The sequence below is a fragment of the Clostridium cavendishii DSM 21758 genome (assembly GCF_900141845.1).
GTDB classification, from domain to species: Bacteria; Bacillota; Clostridia; order Clostridiales; family Clostridiaceae; genus Clostridium_AG; species Clostridium_AG cavendishii.
Genome location: NZ_FQZB01000009.1, coordinates 138,134 through 155,622, shown reverse-complemented (window position 1 = coordinate 155,622; position 17,489 = coordinate 138,134). Strand labels below are relative to the sequence as shown.

Genomic DNA, 17,489 nt, shown 5'->3' with positions numbered 1-17,489 from the left:
GTGAAGAAAGACGGAAATATATTGATAGAGGCATTATGTGGTCTTATGGTATTTTCTATATTAGCTAGTGCATTACTTTCAGGTTATGATAGTTATTTAAAGGTAAAGAAAAGAAATAAATTTAATGAGAAAGCAATTCAATATATAGATATAATAACGAAGGAAATAAAATATAATATGAATTATGAAAATTTTGGTTTATATCAAAACGATAAGATTTATTATATGAAAAATACTAATGTTGAAGATTTAATGTGTAGCGAAATTAAAAATTTCATATCAGACACGAAGAATACTGAAAATGAAGTGTGTGTATTACAATTTATTAAGAATGATGATAAGCATAATATAAAGGTTAAGATAAGCTATGAATATGGTGATTACAAAATAAATCAGGAATTTTTCAAGCAGGAATTTTCTTAATGAAGAGAAATGGAAGTATATTAATAGAGCCGTTAATATATATGTTTATAGCAAGTCTTATAATGATATTATGTTTTAATATGCTTAGTATTTATATAAAGGAATTTAAGGCCGAAAAATTCAAAAGTAAAGTTAATAAAGCGTTAGAAACTGCAGATATTACAATTAAAAGCAGAATAAATGTGCCATATATAACCAATGTATGTGTAAATAACAATAGACTTTTTATTGAACATGATGATATTCAAAAAAAGATAAAATATAAAGATGAAATTTATTTAGATAAAAACAGTAGTATTATTAAAATAAATTATTATGAAGGAACAAATTTGAATTCAATAAATAATATATTAGAGGATGTAGAAAGCATAGAGTTAAAAGAGAAGGGTTCCATTATTTATATGAAAATAAGACTTAAGGAGGAGGTAGAGAAAATTTTAGTTTATGAAAAGGGTTAAAGGAAATGTGATTTTAAACGTTATACTTATAACTAGCTTGTGTACAGTATTTTTAAATGGAATTTTTTTAATAGCTATGCACAGTTCAGAAATAAATAGTTTAAAAAGGAAAGAGCAAAGGGAGATAAATTCAGAAGTAGATAAAAGAAAAGAGGCTGTAAATTCAGCAATAATTGAATGCTTTGATTCTAGTAATAAAATTGATGAAAATAAATTAAAATCATTAAAAAGAAGATATGATGATTTTGAAATTTATTATGAGGATACTAAAGGAATAGTAGTTAAAAAAAAGCTAAGTGGGTCAGTATTTGAATATCATTATTTTAAATGTGAGAAAAATGATAAGAATATTATTTTTTTGAAAGAGAGCAAATATTATGAGATTAAGTAGAAAAGAAATATTTTTAAAGAGTAATGAAGAATTTCAAACCATAGATGAAAAATCTATATTAAATGATTATCTAATACTTTTAGAAAGAGAATTATTTATTCATTTTGTAGAGGAAGGGAAAAATTTCACAAGTTCTGATAAAATAGAACGTTATATAGAAAAACTTTTTGTAAATAAAAACATTTTAATCAATTATGAGAAAGTAAATATAAATAATAAAAAATATTTTGTAGTTTATAGTATAGGAGAATATAAAAAATTAAATTATATATTAGGAAAAAATAATAAACTCGAAGTTTTGCCATTTCAAATTTATATAAGTAAAAAAATAAAAAAAGTAAAAGGGAAATGGGATATATTAATTATTAAAAATAGAGGGACTTTATATTTTATACTAAGGATAAGTGGAATCGTTTTTCAAGCTATAAATAAAAAACAAGACGAAGTGGAACTTTTGGAAGATTATATATTAAAGTTAAGGCAAATGGCCGAGATTAATTTCAATTTAAGCCCTTTAGATGAGAGAATTATATCAAATTTTGAGCTTGAAAAGGAATATAATTATAAGAACAATTATATAAGGGTGGTGATTTAAATTTTTTTTAAAACATATAAAAATTTTTTGCCAACTGAATATGTAAAAAAGCAAAATGAAAAAATATATAGAGAGTTAATAATAATTTTTTTATTAATATGTATATTAAATTTAATTTTGGTATTGGTGAATTATAGAAATGTTATAAATTATAATAAAATTAAAAGTATTTCAAGTAATATAGAAAAACCTAAAGAATATAAAACTTTAAATAATTCTAAGAAATTACTATTAGATATTGAAAAAATCGAAAAATTAAACACTAATAATAATATTAATAATATTAATTATAATAATGATAGTATTAGTTTCAATGTTAAAAATAATCTTATACTCAATAAAGAGATAGTAGAAAAAATAAATGATTATGTTGATATTGAGGAATTTAAGCGTCAAGATGATGTTGTTAGTTTTAAGGGTAAATTTAGATGAAGATAAAAAGAATATTTATTTTAATAAGTGTTTCATTAACATTACTTTTAATTCAAGGTATATTTTATAATGAAATTATGTTTAAAACTAAAAAATTAGAGATTAATAAAACTGAAAAAGCTAACATAGATACTAAAAAAGAAATTATTAATATAAATGATGCATATAAAATTTTAAATAATTTAGGAGTTCAAAAATGTGACTTAAAAAAAGAAGGACAGGTATGGATGACTAAAGTAAATTTGAGTGGGAATGATGAAAATATAATGAATATTTTAGCTAAAATTGGGCAAAATGATGAAGTAAAAGTGAAAAATTATACTATAACATTTAAAGATACAATCTATTCACTAGATTTAGATATAGTATTAGAAATTTAGTTGAGAAATGTTTAATTTGATAATTACTACTTAAATGGGCTTATATAAATTTTGGGTTACTTAAAGCTTATAATTGAAAGAAAAAAATTATATAAGCTCACTTTTTTATTAAAGTAATTGCAATTAGTTAATGGTTTTGATAAAATATCATTGTTGTGTTAAAAGGTAGAAATAGCTAATCACAAAATTAATGATGCCAATAAATTTGGCATTGCTTTGCCTGAAAAGGCTTATAATAAAAATCAATTAATAGAGATTTTGGAGGGATACTTAAATGATATCAGCTGGAGATTTAAGAAAAGGTACAACTTTTGAAATGGATGGACAAGTGTTTACTGTTATCGATTTTTTACATGTTAAACCAGGTAAAGGTGCTGCCTTTGTTAGAACTAAGTTAAGAAACGTAATATCTGGGGGAGTAACAGATACAACTTTTAATCCTACTGCAAAATTACAAGAAGCAGTAATAGAAAGAAAAGAAATGCAATATTTATATTCTGATGGAGAATTATATTACTTTATGGATCAAGAAACTTTTGAACAAATACCTCTAAATTATGAAAAAGTTGAAGATGCTATAAAATTCTTAAAAGAAAATATGTTTGCTGTTATAAAATTCTTCAAAGGCGAAGCATTCTCAGTAGAAGCACCAAACTTTGTTGAATTATTAATAACTCAAACTGAACCAGGAGTTAAAGGAAACACTGCAACAAACGTATTAAAACCAGCAACTGTTGAAACAGGTGCTATAGTTCCAGTTCCAATCTTCGTAAATGAAGGAGACACTATAAGAGTAGATACAAGAACTGGTGAATACATGGAAAGAGTTTAATAGCACTATAAATATGCTAAGTTCTAATTAGAACTTAGCATATTTAAAATTATACAAAGTTATATTAAACAATAATGGGGTAATGGACCTATTATTTTGTTTTATATAACTAAATTATTGCTAAAACCATATAAGTTATGGTTATATAAGGAAGTGTTTAAGATGAAAGAGCTTAGAGAGCAAATAGATTCCATATATAATTATTTTAAAAATAATGATGAACAAGATACCGAATTAAATAAAATGTTTTTGAAGGTTATCGAAGGAATTACAGATAAGTTAGAAGAAATTCAAGTGAATTTAGAAAACCTAGATGAAAATATAAGTTATTTAAATGAAGATCTTAGTGACATACAGGAAGATATTTTTGAAGAAGTTACTTTGGAGGAGCTAGAAGCTTACGAAGATGAATATATAGAAGTTACATGTAATAATTGTAATAAAGCAGCGTTTATAGAAAAAAGCGCTCTGGAAAATAATAAGCTTATACCATGCCCGTTTTGTAACAATAATTTAAAGTAAACAAAAAGATTAAGAAAAATAATGAAAGTTATTTTTCTTAATCTTTTTTTGTTTTAAAGTAATATTTTCTTATGTTAAGTAATATGAATTAATATAACGAAAGGAAGTAGGGTGAGTTTATGAATGAGATAATTAAAATTCTGTCTAAACCTATAGCAGATGAAATGAAATCTAGATATAACTTTGATGGGGTACAAGAGATAAGAATAAAAATAAATAGACCATTAATACTTATAAAAAATAATAGTGAAATTATAAGTGATTATGTTGTTACAACAGAAGATGTGAAAATTATAATGCAAAGAATGAGTGGCTATTCAATATATGCATTTGAAGAAGAGTTAAAACAAGGATATATAACAATAAATGGAGGACATAGGGTAGGGATTGCAGGACAATGTGTTATTGAAAATAACCAGATTAAGACTATAAAAGCGATATCCTCATTAAATATAAGAATATGTAGAGAAATAATAGGGTGTTCTAATGTTTTAATTAGAGAAATAATAAATAAAAATAAGGGTGAGTTATATAACACAGTAATAGTATCTCCTCCTAAGTGTGGGAAGACAACTATGCTAAGGGATATAGTAAGAAATATATCAAATGGAATAGGAAATATTGATTTTAAAGGGAGAAAGGTTGCTTTAATAGATGAGAGAAGTGAAATAGCAGCAAGTTTTAATGGTATTCCTCAAATGAATTTAGGTATTAGAACTGATGTATATGACAATTGTATAAAGAGCCAAGGTATGATGATGGCCATAAGAAGTATGGGGCCTGAGGTGATAGTTTGTGATGAAATAGGAACAGATAAGGATGTAGAAGCATTATTAATGGCATATAATTGTGGAGTTAACATAATAACGACCTTACATGGAGCAGACATTAATGATATTTATAATAGGCCTGTTTTCAATAAACTATTAGAAAATAGGGTTATTAAAAAGGTAGTTGTATTAAGTAATTTAAATGGTGTTGGTACCATAGAAAAAGTGCATACATTGTAAAGGAGGAATATTATGTTAAGGTTATTATTCTTAATATTTATAGTAGTTATATGCTCAATATTAGGATATATATATGGAGAAAAGTTTAATAGTAGATTTTTAGAACTGCAAGAACTTTTAAGAATAATTATAAATCTACAAAATGAAATATTATTTTGTTATACACCTCTTCCAGAATGTTTTAAAAAGATACATGAAACATCTAAAAAGCCAGTTGGTAATATTTTTAAAATGGCAGGAGAAAAATTAAATGATAATGAGGTTTATACAGTTTATGAAGCAATAGATAAGAGCATAAAAGAAAATAAACAAAATATGAGTTTGAAAAATGAAGACTACAATATTCTTTTAGACCTTAGTAAATCTTTAGGAGAAACAAGCATAGATGGACAAACTAATATATTTGAACTTGCAAAAGATAACTTGAAAAGAGTAATAGAAATTGCAGATAGTGAATGTCAAAAAAATAGAAAATTGTATAGATACCTAGGTGTGAGCTTAGGGTTTATGATAGCAATATTTTTATTCTAAATAATGAAGGAGGAGAGAAATGTTAGATTTAAGCTTATTATTTAAAATTGGAGGTGTGGGCATAATACTTGTTATTTTGGACAAGGTGCTTACAACTAGTGGAAAACAAGATGTAGCAACAATAGCTAATTTAACTGGAATAGTAATAATACTTAGTATGGTTATAGTTTTAATAAGCAAATTATTTGATTCAGTAAGAACTATGTTTATGCTTTAGGAGGAAGTAATGGAGATAATAAAGGTTATAGCATTTTGTTTAGTAGCGGTTTTCCTTTATGTATTTCTAAAGGATAAAAAACCGGATGTGGCAATACAAATATCAATAGTATCAGGTGTATTAATATTTTTATTTTTGCTTCCTAAGATAAATGAAGTAATAACTTTTATAAATACAATATCACAAAAGGCTGGAGTTGATTTACTTTATATAGGTGTAATATTTAAGATACTAGCAATAGCATATTTAGCTTCATTTTGTAGTGAACTTTGCAAAGATGCTGGAGCAAATAGTTTAGGTGCAAAAGTTGAGTTTTCAGCTAAAATTCTAATTTTAGCTCTTTCGATACCTATTTTGATGGCGGTTTTAGATTCAATACTTAAAATTTTATAAAATATATTTGAATTTTAAAAAATAAATTATTATTTTTTAAAGTCTTTAAAGTGGCGAAATGGAGATTAAAATGAAAAAATTTTTAATAGTATTATTATTTTTTATACCTCTAACATTTCTATTTACCACATATGTTTATGCAGATGACAATTTAGAGGAGAATAAGAAAAACTTGGAACAGGATAACAGGGTTGAAAATTTTTATAATTATATAAATAATAACAAAACTGACGAAGAATTTTTAAATGGTTTAAATGCCAAGGAATTTGTTACTGAATATATGAAAAAAGGACAAAGCTCCTTAAGTGTCGACATGGTAATTAAATCTTGTAAGGTATATTTATTAAAAGAAGTTAAATTAACATTAAAACTTATGATTGGAGTACTCGTAATTGGTGTAATAAGCGCATTACTTAAAAACTTACAGACTGCATTTTCAAATGAAGCAATATCTAGTATAGCTTATTATGCATGCTTTGCAGTATTAATACTATTATTATCAAAGAGCTTTATGATATCAATAACCTTAGCTAGAGATACCATAACAAAGCTTACAGACTTTATGGCTGTATTATTACCGGTTTTAGTTCTCTTACTCACCACCGCAGGAGGAGTAACATCGGCAGTAACGCTTGATCCAGTAGTTGTAGCAGCAGTAGGGTTAACTCCAAGAATATATATAGATTTTTTGATCCCATTAATATCATTAACTTTTGTTTTACAATTTGTTAGTAATCTTACAGGAGAAAATAAAATAACTAACCTATGTAAGCTTTTAAAGCAAATAGCTTTATGGAGTCAGGGGATAGTAATAACAATATTTATAGGAATACTTACGGTTAGAAGCATAACTACTAATACAATAGATGCAGTTACCTTGAAAACTACAAAATTTGCAGTAGATAATTTTATACCGTTAGTTGGAAAAGCTTTTTCAGATGCAATAACTACAGTGGCATCTTATTCGTTACTTATGAAAAATGCAATAAGCTCTGTAGGTTTAATTTTCGTTTGTATAATAGTCCTATATCCTATTATAAAAATTATAATAATTATATTTACGTATAAATTAACAGCAGCACTTATAGAACCTATATCTGAAAAAGGAATAGTTTCATCAATAGTTGGTGCCGCAGATTCCTTGGTTATATTACTTTCATGTGTATTCAGTATAAGTATAATGTTTTTTGTAATGGTTGCAATGCTTGCAAGTAGTGGAAAATTTATTGTGGGGGGATAAAACTATGGATATTTTAAGAAGTTTTGTAATAAATTTAAGTGTTACCATAATATTTTTTACTGCTATAAAGTTAATACTTCCAAGTAATAGCATAAAAAAATATGTAAGTTTTGTAATGGGGATAATGCTAATTGCTGTAATGTTACAGCCTATTATAACAATATTTACATCAGAAGATAAGTTAACAGCAAAAATAGAAAAAAATCTTCAAACTAATAACATAAATTTGGAAAAGTCAAATAATAATATTAATGAGAGTAAAAAAGCTGCTGTTCTTAAAAATATAGAGAATGAAGCTATTAGATTGTTGAAAGGAGAGAATGCAGATAAGGACTTTAAAGTAAAAATAAATGGAAGTGTAGATGTAGAAAAGGTAGTAGTAGATATAAAAGGTGTAGAAGTATGGGTTTCTGATTCCAAAAATATTAAAAAAGTACAAAAAGTACAAATAGGTAAAGAATCAAAAGAAGAACCTTTAAATGATGATTTCTCAGATAAAATCAAAGTTCAGCTTTCAAAAGCTTTAAGTATATCAAAAGATAAGATAATAATTTATAAGGATTAAAAAAAGGGATGGTGTTATGGATAAAAAGAGGTTAGATGAATTTATAGAGAAGATAGGCAAAGACAAAAAATTAACTAACGTACTTATAGCCGTACTAATTATAATTATGATTTATATGGTCGCATCCTATTTTATGGGATTAAATAAGGATCCTAAAAATTTGAAAACAACAATTAATGAACAAAAGAAAGCTGATGATAAAACCCAAGGAGATAGCACTTTAGATAAAGATTATGAATTTAAAGAGCAAAATGAACTTAAGAGTATATTAAAGCAGGTAGCTGGAGTTGGAAAGGTAGAAGTTAAACTTTACTTTGAAAGTGGTGAAATAAAGGTTCCAGCAGTGGACAGCAATTCTTCTAAAAGTACTACTGAAGAAACAGATAAGGAAGGTGGAAGGAGAGTAACAAATCAAAATACTGATGGAAGTAAGGTAGTTGTTACCAATAACTCATCAGGAAATGAACCACTTATAGTTAAAACTTATAAGCCTAAGATAACAGGTGTTGTAGTAGTGGCTGAGGGAGCAGAAAACTCAAAGATAAAATATGCCTTAGAAACAGCAGTTTCTAAGTTATATGACCTATCTATGGACAAGGTAAATGTATTTTCCATGGAGAAAGAAAAATAAATTTTAATATTCATATGGGAGGATTTTGAAAATGAATAAAAAGCAAATGGGAATAATTTTAACACTATTAATTTTGATAGCTTGTGCTGGTGTATTATCAGTAAAGATGAATGGAAAAATAGATGATCCAACAGGAAGTATACCATCAGCAATTTCGTTTAATAAAGAAGCAAAGGAAACTACTGATAAAAATGATTATTTTTATGAAGCAAAAAGTATAAAGGATCAACAAGATGCTAAGTATAAGGAGGAATTAAAGGCGGTAATAAATGATAAAAATTCTACAGCTAAAGATAAAGAAGAAGCATCAAAAAAAATAAAAGATATAGACTCAGCAAAAAATAATGAAACTAGGATAGAACTTGGGGTTAAGAGTAAGGGGTTTGAAGATGTTGTTTGTTTAATAGAAGGAAATAAAAAAGCTAGAGTAATAGTTAAGGCTAAAGAAGCTTTAACAGAAAAGCAAAATATTCAAATTCAAGAAGTAGTACTTAATGTTTCAAAATTAAAAGATGTTATAATAGAAACTAAATAATATAATTGTATTATGAATTTATATTTGTTATAATGAACCTAAGATTAACAAGATTTTCTATACCATTTAAATAGGAGGATATACTTTATGGATGAATTAAATAGAGAAGAAACTAACATTGGAATTGTTAAGATATCAGATGATGTAGTAAGTGTTATAGCATCAATAGCTGCTGCTGAGATAAAGGGAGTATCTGAGATTCATCAAGGAGTTACAAGTGGTATAACTCAGATGATAACAGGTAAAAAAAATGTTAGTAAAGGAATTAAAGTATCAATTGAAGAGGGTGAAGCTACGATTGATGTGGTTATATCTGTTGAATATGGTATTAAAATTCCAGATGTTGTAACTGAGGTGCAAATAAATGTTAAGAAAACAGTAGAAGCAATGACAGGGCTTAATGTTTCGGCTGTAAATGTTTATGTTCAAAACATAATACTTCCAAAGGTAGATGAGAAACAAAAATAAAAAATAATAAAAAATACCCTCTTTATATAAATTAAGAGGGTATTTTTTATTGTTTTTTTGGCTTTATTAAAGCGATTAGTAGCTTATTGCTATTTTAATTACTTTATGTTACCATCTAATATGGTATATTTGGGGAGCTTGTGTAATTTTATAATTAATGGTTTAATTATAGGTATATAGGTCAATAATACAATTAGAATAAGACAATCAGGAGGAAATGATGAACAGAGCAAAATCAAGAGAACACTTATTACAATTAACATATCAAATGAATATAAATAAAGAGAATTATATGGAAACATTTGATTCTTTTATGGAAAATGATGAGAATAAAGATGATATAGATCTTTCTTTTATAAAAACGAGCTTAAAGGGAATACAAGATAATAAAGATGCTATAGATGAAAAAATAGAATTACAGTTAGTAAATTGGAAATTAAATAGGGTTTCAAAGGTTAATCTATCAATATTAAGAATTGCTATATATGAAATAATTTATAAAGAAGACATACCTGCAAAGGTTTCTATAAATGAAGCTATTGAACTTGCTAAGAAATTTTCAGATGACAAATCAGTTTCATTTATAAATGGAGTTTTAGATAAAGTATATAAAAGTCTTTAAGAAATTAGTGAGGGGTTAGTATGGGAATAAAGATAGATGGAAAAGAACTTGCAAACAGAATAAAATTAAGATTAAAAAATGAAGTAGATATTATAAAAAACAATAGTGGAAAGTGTCCTAAAGTAGCATCTATATTAGTTGGAAATGATGGAGGCTCTATTTTTTATCAAAATAGTCAACAAAAAGTAGCGACATCATTAGGTATAGGTTTTGATAAAGTAAATTTAGATGAAACGATTGAACAAAAAGATTTGGAAAATATTATAATTAATCTAAATAATGATAATAATATCCATGGAATAATGTTATTATTACCATTACCAAAACAAATAGATTCTAAAAAAGTAACTTCATTAATAAATCCGGATAAAGATATAGATTGCTTAACAGATATATCAGTAGGCAGATTTTATAAAGGAGAGGAATCTTTTATTCCTTGTACACCTAAAAGTGTACTTACAATTTTAAAAGAATTAAATGTTACACTAGAAGGGAAGAATGCTGTTGTTATAGGTAGAAGTGATATTGTTGGTAAACCTGTTGCAAATCTGTTAACTAAGGGAAATGCAACCGTGACTTTATGTCACTCTAGAACCCAAAATCTTAAAACTATAACAAGTAAGGCAGATATATTAGTAGTTGCAATAGGAAAACCTAATTTTATAACAGCTGATTTTGTAAAAGAAGGTTCGGTGGTAATAGATGTTGGAACATCTTCATTAAACGGTAAAATTACTGGAGATGTAGATACAGAAAGTGTATTAGAGAAAGTATCTTTGGTAACACCAGTACCAGGAGGAGTAGGAGCGCTTACAACTACACTACTTCTTAGTAATGTGGTAGAAGCAAGTAAAAAATATGTATATTAAGGATTTATCAGTAACTGATGTAAATAACTACTTAAAAAAAGTAGTTGATAATGATTTTATATTAAGCAATTTATCTGTAAAAGGAGAAATATCTAATTTTAAGCTACATACAAGTGGGCATTTGTATTTTTCCTTGAAGGATGAAAATTCTAAAGTTAATTGTGTCATGTTTAGAAGTGATGCTTTTAAGCTTGATTTCAAGATGGAAAATGGAATGAAGGTAATTGTAAAAGCTAGGTTATCATTATACGTTAAAGATGGAAGCTACCAGTTATACTGTAAGGAAATAAAAAAAGACGGTATTGGAGACCTTTTTGTAGAATATGAAAAACTCAAAAAGAAACTTTTTGAGGGAGGTTTTTTTGATGAAGAACATAAAAAAGCCATTCCTAAGTTTCCAAGTAGAGTAGGAGTTATAACATCAGAAACAGGAGCTGCTATTCAAGATATAATAAAGGTAATAAGAAGAAGAAATAATTTTGTAGACATTATATTATATCCATCTTTAGTACAAGGTTCAGATGCACCAAATAATTTATTAAAGGGATTAAAATATTTTAACAAAGAAAAGAATGTAGATGTAATAATAATTGGTAGAGGTGGAGGTTCTATAGAAGAGTTATGGGCATTTAATAGCGAAGAGCTAGCTATGGAAATTTACAGAAGCAAAATACCTGTAATCTCAGCAGTAGGACATGAGGTAGATTTTACAATTTGTGATTTTATAAGTGATTTAAGAGCAGCGACACCATCAGCAGCTGCTGAAATAGCAGTGCCTAATCTTAAAGAACATAAAAAGACATTAGAATATTATGAAAACATATTACGAAAAAAAATGGATAGTATTGTGAATGAGGAGAAACACAAGCTTAATATAAGTAATAAAATATTAATGCTAAACTCTCCAACTAAAGTTATAGCTCATGAATATGAGAAGATAATGAAAATTAATGAGATTTTAGATAAAAGTATAATTGGAAAAATAGAAATAAGTAAAGAGCGAATACAAAACTTGAATGCACTTTTAAAAGCTTATAATCCAACAAATATACTTGAAAAAGGATATTCTATAGTTCAAGGTAAAAATGGAGTTATAAAAAGTGTAGATGAGGTTAACATAGAGGATAGTTTAAATGTAAAATTAAGAGATGGAAATTTAACTGTGGTTGTAAAAAAAAAGAGTTAGAATTTTAAATATATTATAAATGGAGGGTTATATGCCTAAGAAATCAGAATCATATGAAGATATGATGATTAAATTAGAAGAAATAGTTACTTCAATAGAAAGTAGTAAGCTAACATTAGAAGAATCTATGAAAGCTTATGAAAATGGAGTGAAACTTATAAATAAGCTGTATAAAACTTTAAACACTTATGAAGGGAAAATAAAAGTTATTAAAAATAACGTTGAGTTAGAAGTTGAGGAATAGATATGAAAAGCGAATTATTAAAAGAGAAAATCGATAATTACTTAAATAATTATTTTAAAGATAAATATGACGATAAATACGAAAAGGTATTATTTGATTCTATGAGCTATAGCTTAAATATAGGAGGGAAGAGAATAAGACCTATACTTATGTTACTTACTTATGGTATATATAAAGAAGATTTAGATAAGATAATTAAGTTTGCAGCGGCTATAGAGATGATACATACCTATTCTCTTATACATGATGATTTACCATGTATGGATAATGATGATTTAAGAAGAGGTAAACCGACTAATCACAAGGTATTTGGTGAAACAATGGCAGTACTAGCAGGTGATGCTCTTTTAAATGAAGCTATGAATATATTATTTGATGCATCTTTAGAATACGGGAATTTGGGGTTGAAGGCAAGTAAAGAAATATCTAATGCAGCAAGTGCTTATGGTATGATAGCAGGGCAAGTTGTTGATATACTTAATGAGCAAAAGAAAAGTATAGATATAAAAGAGCTTGAATATATGCATACTAAAAAGACAGGTGAATTAATTAAAGCTTCAGTAGTTAGTGGTGCTATATTAGGAGATGCAAGTGAAGAAGATATAAAAGCTTTAGAAGAGTTTGGATATAAACTTGGGCTAGCTTTTCAAGTAAAAGATGATATATTAGATGTTATAGGAACAACAGAAAAGTTAGGTAAAAAAGTTAATAGTGATACTGAAGGCAATAAAAATAATTATATAACTTTATTTGGTTTAGAAAAATCTATAGCCATAAGTGAACAACTAACAAAAGAATGTTTAGAAATTTTAAATAATATAACAGGAAACACTAAAGATTTAGAGAATTTAACTTTAAATTTATTAAGAAGACAAAATTAGTTAGAAGGATTTGATAGTGATGTATAAGATTTTAGAAAATATAAAAAGTCCAAATGATATAAGAAAGCTAACTAATGAAGAACTAAATCAGATTTCAGATGAAATAAGAAGGTTTTTAATAGAAAAGGTTTCGAAAACTGGAGGACACTTAGCTTCTAATTTAGGTGTTGTAGAACTTACCTTAGGACTTTATAAAAATTTCAATTTTGATTTTGATAAAGTTATATGGGATGTAGGGCATCAAAGCTATGTACATAAAATATTAACAGGAAGAATGAGTAGTTTCGATACTTTGAGAAAATATAATGGGTTAAGTGGTTTTCCAAAAAGATGTGAAAGTAAATATGATTTTTTTGAAACTGGTCATAGTAGTACATCTATATCAGCAGCTTTAGGTATGGCTAGAGCTAGGGACTTACTTAAACAAGATCATCATGTAATTGCAGTAATTGGTGATGGAGCTTTAACTGGTGGTATGGCTTTAGAAGCATTAAATGATGTAGGTTATAATAAAACTAGGCTTATAATAATTTTAAATGATAATCAAATGTCTATATCAAAAAATGTTGGGGGAATTTCTAAATATCTAAGTAAAGTTAGAGTAGATCCAAGTTATAATAAAATAAAAAATGAAGTTAATGAAGCTTTAAATCATAGTAACTTCGGTAAAAATGTGGCATCATCTTTAAGTAAAATTAAAGATAGTATAAAACAATTAGTTGTGCCAAGTATGCTTTTTGAAGAAATGGGAGTGAAATATTTAGGTCCTGTAGATGGACATAATATTAGAGAGTTTAATGAAGTATTATCACTTGCAAAGCAAGTGGAAGGACCTGTAATAATTCATACTGTAACTCAAAAGGGAAGAGGATATAATTATGCAGAAAGTAATCCCAAGAAGTTTCATGGGGTAGGCCCTTTTGATTATGATAGTGGTGAAATTGTTAGTAAAGGTGGAGACAATTATTCAAAGGCATTTGGAAATGCTATGTTAAAATTAGCATCTGAAAATGATAAGTTAGTTGCAATAACAGCAGCTATGCCAGATGGAACTGGGTTAATAGATTTTTTGAAAAAATATCCGAAAAGGTTGTTTGATGTAGGAATAGCAGAACAACATGCAACTACACTAGCAGCTGGTATGGCTAGAGCAGGATTAAAGCCTGTATTTGCAGTGTATTCAACTTTTTTGCAAAGAGCTTATGATCAAGTTTTACATGATGTTTGTATTCAAAAATTGCCAGTTACATTTGCGATAGACAGGGCTGGTATTGTTGGTGAAGATGGAGAAACTCATCAAGGAATTTTTGATATATCATATTTAAATATGATTCCCAATATGACTATTGTAGCACCTAAATGTATGGAAGAAATAGAATATCTTTTAAGATTTGCTTTAGATTATAATAATCCAATAGCAATAAGATATCCTAGAGGCGGAGATTATAATATAGAAGGCCTTAGCCCAATTAAAAAATTTGAAAAGGGAAAATGGGAAACTATATTAAAGAATGGGGATATAGCTATAATAGCTATTGGAAGAATGCTTCAAAATTCATATAAAGCTAGTAAGTTATTAAATGATATTGGAGTAGAAACTACAGTTATAAATGCAAGTTTTATTAAGCCTTTGGATGAAACAATGCTAAAAGATTTAGCTAAAAATTATAAATTAATTATAACTGTAGAAGACAATGTTATAAAAGGTGGATTTGGAAGTTCTGTTTTATCTTATGTAAATACTTTAGAAAAAAAATGTAAGGTTGTTAATTTAGGATATAAGGATGAATTCATTCCTCATGGTGACGTAAATATACTTTATAAACTTTGTAAACTAGATCCTGAAGGGATAAAAGAGCAAGTATTAAATCTTTTATAAAAGGAGTAGTCATGGCAATAAAAAAGGAAAGATTAGATATATTATTAGTTGAAAAAGGAATTTTTAAGTCAAGAGAACGAGCCAAGGCTAATATAATGGCAGGTAAAGTTTTTGTGGATGGAAAAAGAGTTGATAAATGTGGTGAAAAGGTAAATGTAGAATTGAAGATAGAATTTAAAGGTGAAGATATCCCTTATGTAAGTAGAGGTGGACTTAAGCTTGAAAAGGCAATAAAGGCACTTAATATAAATCTTAAAGATAAAGTTTGTTTAGATATAGGAGCGTCTACAGGTGGTTTTACTGATTGTATGCTACAAAATAATGCTAGTAAGGTATTTTCTATAGATGTTGGATATGGTCAATTCGCATGGAAACTTAGAATTGATCCGAGAGTAGTTTGTATGGAAAGAACTAATGTTAGATATGTTACAAAAGAGACTTTAGGTGAAGTAGCAAACTTTGCATCAATAGATGTATCGTTTATATCTCTTAGAACAGTAGTACCAGGTATTTTAGATTTGTTAACAGACGATGGAGAAGTTGTAGCATTAATTAAGCCACAATTTGAGGCTGGTAGAGAAAAAGTAGGCAAAAAGGGTGTTGTTAGAGAAAAATCAACTCATGAAGAAGTTATTACAAATATAGTAGATTTTTTAATAAGTAAGGATGTTAATATATTAGGACTTGATTTTTCACCTATAAAAGGACCGGAAGGGAATATAGAATTCTTAGTTTACTTTACAAAAAATAAAAATTTAAATAAAGACTTTGATAGAAATGAGATAAATAAAGTTGTAGAAAAGGCTCATGGAGATTTAGTGAATATATAGATTTTAAATAATAGGAAATGTGAGAGTTATGGATAATATAGGTATAATAATTAATAACATTAAGGATGCTAATGGTGTTATATTAAATAAAGTTAAAAGTAAAATAAAAAATACTTTTCCAAATAGTGACATTTTAATATTACATCAATTTGATCATCAGGACAAAAAACATATTAAGAATTTAAGTCTTTTAGTTGTCTTAGGTGGAGATGGAACTTTACTAGGAGTAGCAAGAGATGTATTAAAATATATAAAAGCACCAATATTAGGTGTTAATATTGGTAATCTAGGATTTTTATCTAGTGTAGAATGTGATGAGATTGATATAGCACTATCAGAATTAAAAAAAGGAAATTATAAGATAGAACCTAGAATGATGCTGAATTGTACCATAGAAGGTGAAGAATGGTTTAGCTCTAATGCATTAAATGATATAGTAGTAGCAAAGGGAACTTTATCTAGAATGGTTAAGTATAGAATATATGTTGACAATAACTATTATGCATCATTTAAAGGAGATGGAGTAATTGTTTCAACACCAACTGGATCAACTGCATATTCTTTTTCAGCAGGTGGACCGCTTATATATCCGAGTTTGGAGCTTATTTCAATTGTACCTATATGTTCACATACTCCTAATGTTAGACCTATAATATTAAATGCAAATAGTAGTATAGATATACTGGCTGAAAATTTAGGTGAAACTATGTATCTTACAATTGATGGTCAGAAATCTATAAGTTTAAAGAAAAAAACAAATGTAAAAATTACAAAATCAGTTGTTAAATGTGAAATTGTAGTTTTTAATAATAAAAATTATTTTAGTGTATTAAGAAAAAAAATTTTGGATACTAAAAAAGAATGTGAAGGGGATTAATTATGAAATCAAAAAGGCATTCTAAGATAATAGAAATAATAAATACAAAGGCAGTAGAAACTCAAGAGGAGTTAGCAGAAGAATTAAAAAATGCGGGTTTTGATGTGACGCAAGCTACAGTTTCAAGAGATATAAAAACATTAAAACTTATAAAGGCGCAAGGTGCTGATGGCAAATATAAATATATAGCTATTGAAACAGAAAAAAATGATATAACAAATAAACTTACCAATATATTTCACAATACAGTTTTACATGTAGAAAGAGTTGATAAAATAGTTGTAGTAAAAACAATTACAGGTTCTGCAAATGCAGCAGCAGAAGCAATAGATATACTAAATCTTGGAGATATTGCGGGTACTATTGCTGGAGATAACACTATATTTATTTTAGCTAGGACAAAAGAAACTGCTGATGAATTAGTAAATACAATAATAAAAATGATTCAAAGATAACTTCTTAATTAGGGCTTTAAGGA

26 protein-coding genes are annotated in these 17,489 nt (G+C 27.0%); all 26 read left to right on the top strand.

Features of this window, described 5'->3' with window-relative positions; translation table 11 throughout:
* The 26 genes from BUB01_RS10950 (at window position 1) to BUB01_RS10825 (ending at window position 17,466) form a co-directional block, all read left to right on the top strand.
* Entirely contained in the window at window positions 1-423 is a 423-nt protein-coding gene (locus BUB01_RS10950) for a hypothetical protein (protein ID WP_072987276.1), read from the top strand.
* A complete protein-coding gene (locus BUB01_RS10945) occupies window positions 423-881 on the top strand; it encodes a hypothetical protein (RefSeq protein ID WP_072987272.1) in 459 nt (152 codons plus the stop codon). Before BUB01_RS10950 ends, BUB01_RS10945 begins: the two co-directional genes overlap by 1 nt.
* Window positions 868-1,272, top strand: a complete 405-nt coding sequence (locus tag BUB01_RS10940; RefSeq protein ID WP_072987269.1) for a hypothetical protein — start codon at window positions 868-870, stop codon at window positions 1,270-1,272. Before BUB01_RS10945 ends, BUB01_RS10940 begins: the two co-directional genes overlap by 14 nt.
* On the top strand, window positions 1,259-1,867 hold the full coding sequence (locus BUB01_RS10935) for a hypothetical protein (RefSeq protein WP_072987266.1): 609 nt from the start codon (window positions 1,259-1,261) through the stop codon (window positions 1,865-1,867). Before BUB01_RS10940 ends, BUB01_RS10935 begins: the two co-directional genes overlap by 14 nt.
* Before the next feature lie 27 nt (window positions 1,868-1,894).
* Window positions 1,895-2,299: a hypothetical protein gene (locus tag BUB01_RS10930; RefSeq protein ID WP_072987263.1), complete on the top strand. Its 405-nt coding sequence runs from the start codon at window positions 1,895-1,897 to the stop codon at window positions 2,297-2,299.
* Window positions 2,296-2,679 carry a hypothetical protein gene (locus BUB01_RS10925; protein WP_072987260.1) on the top strand — a complete coding sequence of 128 codons (384 nt, stop codon included), beginning with the start codon at window positions 2,296-2,298 and terminating at the stop codon, window positions 2,677-2,679. Before BUB01_RS10930 ends, BUB01_RS10925 begins: the two co-directional genes overlap by 4 nt.
* Before the next feature lie 274 nt (window positions 2,680-2,953).
* Complete coding sequence (efp, locus tag BUB01_RS10920) at window positions 2,954-3,511, top strand: elongation factor P (RefSeq protein WP_072987257.1); 558 nt, start codon at window positions 2,954-2,956, stop codon at window positions 3,509-3,511.
* A 162-nt stretch (window positions 3,512-3,673) separates the two neighbouring features.
* The gene (locus BUB01_RS10915) at window positions 3,674-4,033 is read left to right on the top strand and encodes a hypothetical protein (RefSeq protein WP_072987254.1); all 360 of its coding nucleotides are present in this window, start codon (window positions 3,674-3,676) and stop codon (window positions 4,031-4,033) included.
* 119 nt (window positions 4,034-4,152) lie between these two features.
* On the top strand, window positions 4,153-5,043 hold the full coding sequence (spoIIIAA, locus tag BUB01_RS10910; RefSeq protein WP_072987251.1) for a stage III sporulation protein AA: 891 nt from the start codon (window positions 4,153-4,155) through the stop codon (window positions 5,041-5,043).
* 12 nt (window positions 5,044-5,055) lie between these two features.
* Window positions 5,056-5,574 carry a stage III sporulation protein SpoIIIAB gene (gene spoIIIAB, locus BUB01_RS10905; protein WP_072987248.1) on the top strand — a complete coding sequence of 173 codons (519 nt, stop codon included), beginning with the start codon at window positions 5,056-5,058 and terminating at the stop codon, window positions 5,572-5,574.
* A gap of 19 nt (window positions 5,575-5,593) precedes the next feature.
* The gene (gene spoIIIAC / locus BUB01_RS10900) at window positions 5,594-5,791 is read left to right on the top strand and encodes a stage III sporulation protein AC (RefSeq protein ID WP_072987245.1); all 198 of its coding nucleotides are present in this window, start codon (window positions 5,594-5,596) and stop codon (window positions 5,789-5,791) included.
* A gap of 9 nt (window positions 5,792-5,800) precedes the next feature.
* Window positions 5,801-6,184 (top strand): stage III sporulation protein AD, encoded by a 384-nt coding sequence (spoIIIAD, locus tag BUB01_RS10895; protein ID WP_072987242.1) that lies wholly within the window; start codon window positions 5,801-5,803, stop codon window positions 6,182-6,184.
* Window positions 6,185-6,254: 70 nt separating this feature from the next.
* Complete coding sequence (spoIIIAE, locus tag BUB01_RS10890) at window positions 6,255-7,424, top strand: stage III sporulation protein AE (protein WP_072987239.1); 1,170 nt, start codon at window positions 6,255-6,257, stop codon at window positions 7,422-7,424.
* 4 nt (window positions 7,425-7,428) lie between these two features.
* Window positions 7,429-7,989 (top strand): stage III sporulation protein AF, encoded by a 561-nt coding sequence (gene spoIIIAF / locus BUB01_RS10885; RefSeq protein ID WP_072987236.1) that lies wholly within the window; start codon window positions 7,429-7,431, stop codon window positions 7,987-7,989.
* A gap of 16 nt (window positions 7,990-8,005) precedes the next feature.
* A complete protein-coding gene (gene spoIIIAG / locus BUB01_RS10880) occupies window positions 8,006-8,620 on the top strand; it encodes a stage III sporulation protein AG (RefSeq protein ID WP_072987233.1) in 615 nt (204 codons plus the stop codon).
* A gap of 31 nt (window positions 8,621-8,651) precedes the next feature.
* On the top strand, window positions 8,652-9,155 hold the full coding sequence (locus BUB01_RS10875; protein WP_072987230.1) for a SpoIIIAH-like family protein: 504 nt from the start codon (window positions 8,652-8,654) through the stop codon (window positions 9,153-9,155).
* An 87-nt stretch (window positions 9,156-9,242) separates the two neighbouring features.
* On the top strand, window positions 9,243-9,623 hold the full coding sequence (locus BUB01_RS10870) for an Asp23/Gls24 family envelope stress response protein (protein ID WP_072987227.1): 381 nt from the start codon (window positions 9,243-9,245) through the stop codon (window positions 9,621-9,623).
* A gap of 220 nt (window positions 9,624-9,843) precedes the next feature.
* Complete coding sequence (nusB, locus tag BUB01_RS10865; protein ID WP_072987223.1) at window positions 9,844-10,245, top strand: transcription antitermination factor NusB; 402 nt, start codon at window positions 9,844-9,846, stop codon at window positions 10,243-10,245.
* Window positions 10,246-10,265: 20 nt separating this feature from the next.
* Window positions 10,266-11,114: a bifunctional 5,10-methylenetetrahydrofolate dehydrogenase/5,10-methenyltetrahydrofolate cyclohydrolase gene (locus BUB01_RS10860; protein WP_072987219.1), complete on the top strand. Its 849-nt coding sequence runs from the start codon at window positions 10,266-10,268 to the stop codon at window positions 11,112-11,114.
* Window positions 11,104-12,300, top strand: coding sequence for an exodeoxyribonuclease VII large subunit (gene xseA / locus BUB01_RS10855; RefSeq protein ID WP_072987216.1), 1,197 nt, complete (start codon window positions 11,104-11,106; stop codon window positions 12,298-12,300). The genes BUB01_RS10860 and xseA overlap by 11 nt, the downstream gene beginning before the upstream one ends.
* Window positions 12,301-12,331: 31 nt before the next feature.
* A complete protein-coding gene (locus tag BUB01_RS10850) occupies window positions 12,332-12,544 on the top strand; it encodes an exodeoxyribonuclease VII small subunit (protein ID WP_072987214.1) in 213 nt (70 codons plus the stop codon).
* Between the two features lie 2 nt (window positions 12,545-12,546).
* A complete protein-coding gene (locus BUB01_RS10845; RefSeq protein WP_072987212.1) occupies window positions 12,547-13,425 on the top strand; it encodes a polyprenyl synthetase family protein in 879 nt (292 codons plus the stop codon).
* Between the two features lie 19 nt (window positions 13,426-13,444).
* The gene (dxs, locus tag BUB01_RS10840; protein ID WP_072987590.1) at window positions 13,445-15,304 is read left to right on the top strand and encodes a 1-deoxy-D-xylulose-5-phosphate synthase; all 1,860 of its coding nucleotides are present in this window, start codon (window positions 13,445-13,447) and stop codon (window positions 15,302-15,304) included.
* A gap of 11 nt (window positions 15,305-15,315) precedes the next feature.
* Entirely contained in the window at window positions 15,316-16,134 is an 819-nt protein-coding gene (locus tag BUB01_RS10835; protein WP_072987209.1) for a TlyA family RNA methyltransferase, read from the top strand.
* A 28-nt stretch (window positions 16,135-16,162) separates the two neighbouring features.
* A complete protein-coding gene (locus BUB01_RS10830) occupies window positions 16,163-17,011 on the top strand; it encodes an NAD(+)/NADH kinase (RefSeq protein ID WP_072987206.1) in 849 nt (282 codons plus the stop codon).
* A 2-nt stretch (window positions 17,012-17,013) separates the two neighbouring features.
* Entirely contained in the window at window positions 17,014-17,466 is a 453-nt protein-coding gene (locus BUB01_RS10825) for an arginine repressor (protein WP_072987203.1), read from the top strand.
* Window positions 17,467-17,489: the final 23 nt, after the last annotated feature.

Bases quoted from the DNA above. Each gene is read 5' to 3' on its own strand.
- BUB01_RS10850 (WP_072987214.1), top strand. From the start codon at position 12,332: ATGCCTAAGAAATCAGAATCATATGAAGATATGATGATTAAATTAGAA.
- spoIIIAC (WP_072987245.1), top strand. From the start codon at position 5,594: ATGTTAGATTTAAGCTTATTATTTAAAATTGGAGGTGTGGGCATAATA.
- BUB01_RS10935 (WP_072987266.1), top strand. From the start codon at position 1,259: ATGAGATTAAGTAGAAAAGAAATATTTTTAAAGAGTAATGAAGAATTT.
- BUB01_RS10830 (WP_072987206.1), top strand. From the start codon at position 16,163: ATGGATAATATAGGTATAATAATTAATAACATTAAGGATGCTAATGGT.
- BUB01_RS10925 (WP_072987260.1), top strand. From the start codon at position 2,296: ATGAAGATAAAAAGAATATTTATTTTAATAAGTGTTTCATTAACATTA.
- BUB01_RS10915 (WP_072987254.1), top strand. From the start codon at position 3,674: ATGAAAGAGCTTAGAGAGCAAATAGATTCCATATATAATTATTTTAAA.
- BUB01_RS10870 (WP_072987227.1), top strand. From the start codon at position 9,243: ATGGATGAATTAAATAGAGAAGAAACTAACATTGGAATTGTTAAGATA.
- BUB01_RS10835 (WP_072987209.1), top strand. From the start codon at position 15,316: ATGGCAATAAAAAAGGAAAGATTAGATATATTATTAGTTGAAAAAGGA.
- BUB01_RS10945 (WP_072987272.1), top strand. From the start codon at position 423: ATGAAGAGAAATGGAAGTATATTAATAGAGCCGTTAATATATATGTTT.
- nusB (WP_072987223.1), top strand. From the start codon at position 9,844: ATGAACAGAGCAAAATCAAGAGAACACTTATTACAATTAACATATCAA.
- spoIIIAE (WP_072987239.1), top strand. From the start codon at position 6,255: ATGAAAAAATTTTTAATAGTATTATTATTTTTTATACCTCTAACATTT.
- BUB01_RS10825 (WP_072987203.1), top strand. From the start codon at position 17,014: ATGAAATCAAAAAGGCATTCTAAGATAATAGAAATAATAAATACAAAG.
- spoIIIAD (WP_072987242.1), top strand. From the start codon at position 5,801: ATGGAGATAATAAAGGTTATAGCATTTTGTTTAGTAGCGGTTTTCCTT.
- xseA (WP_072987216.1), top strand. From the start codon at position 11,104: ATGTATATTAAGGATTTATCAGTAACTGATGTAAATAACTACTTAAAA.
- BUB01_RS10860 (WP_072987219.1), top strand. From the start codon at position 10,266: ATGGGAATAAAGATAGATGGAAAAGAACTTGCAAACAGAATAAAATTA.
- spoIIIAG (WP_072987233.1), top strand. From the start codon at position 8,006: ATGGATAAAAAGAGGTTAGATGAATTTATAGAGAAGATAGGCAAAGAC.
- spoIIIAF (WP_072987236.1), top strand. From the start codon at position 7,429: ATGGATATTTTAAGAAGTTTTGTAATAAATTTAAGTGTTACCATAATA.
- spoIIIAB (WP_072987248.1), top strand. From the start codon at position 5,056: ATGTTAAGGTTATTATTCTTAATATTTATAGTAGTTATATGCTCAATA.
- BUB01_RS10875 (WP_072987230.1), top strand. From the start codon at position 8,652: ATGAATAAAAAGCAAATGGGAATAATTTTAACACTATTAATTTTGATA.
- efp (WP_072987257.1), top strand. From the start codon at position 2,954: ATGATATCAGCTGGAGATTTAAGAAAAGGTACAACTTTTGAAATGGAT.
- dxs (WP_072987590.1), top strand. From the start codon at position 13,445: ATGTATAAGATTTTAGAAAATATAAAAAGTCCAAATGATATAAGAAAG.
- BUB01_RS10845 (WP_072987212.1), top strand. From the start codon at position 12,547: ATGAAAAGCGAATTATTAAAAGAGAAAATCGATAATTACTTAAATAAT.
- BUB01_RS10940 (WP_072987269.1), top strand. From the start codon at position 868: ATGAAAAGGGTTAAAGGAAATGTGATTTTAAACGTTATACTTATAACT.
- spoIIIAA (WP_072987251.1), top strand. From the start codon at position 4,153: ATGAATGAGATAATTAAAATTCTGTCTAAACCTATAGCAGATGAAATG.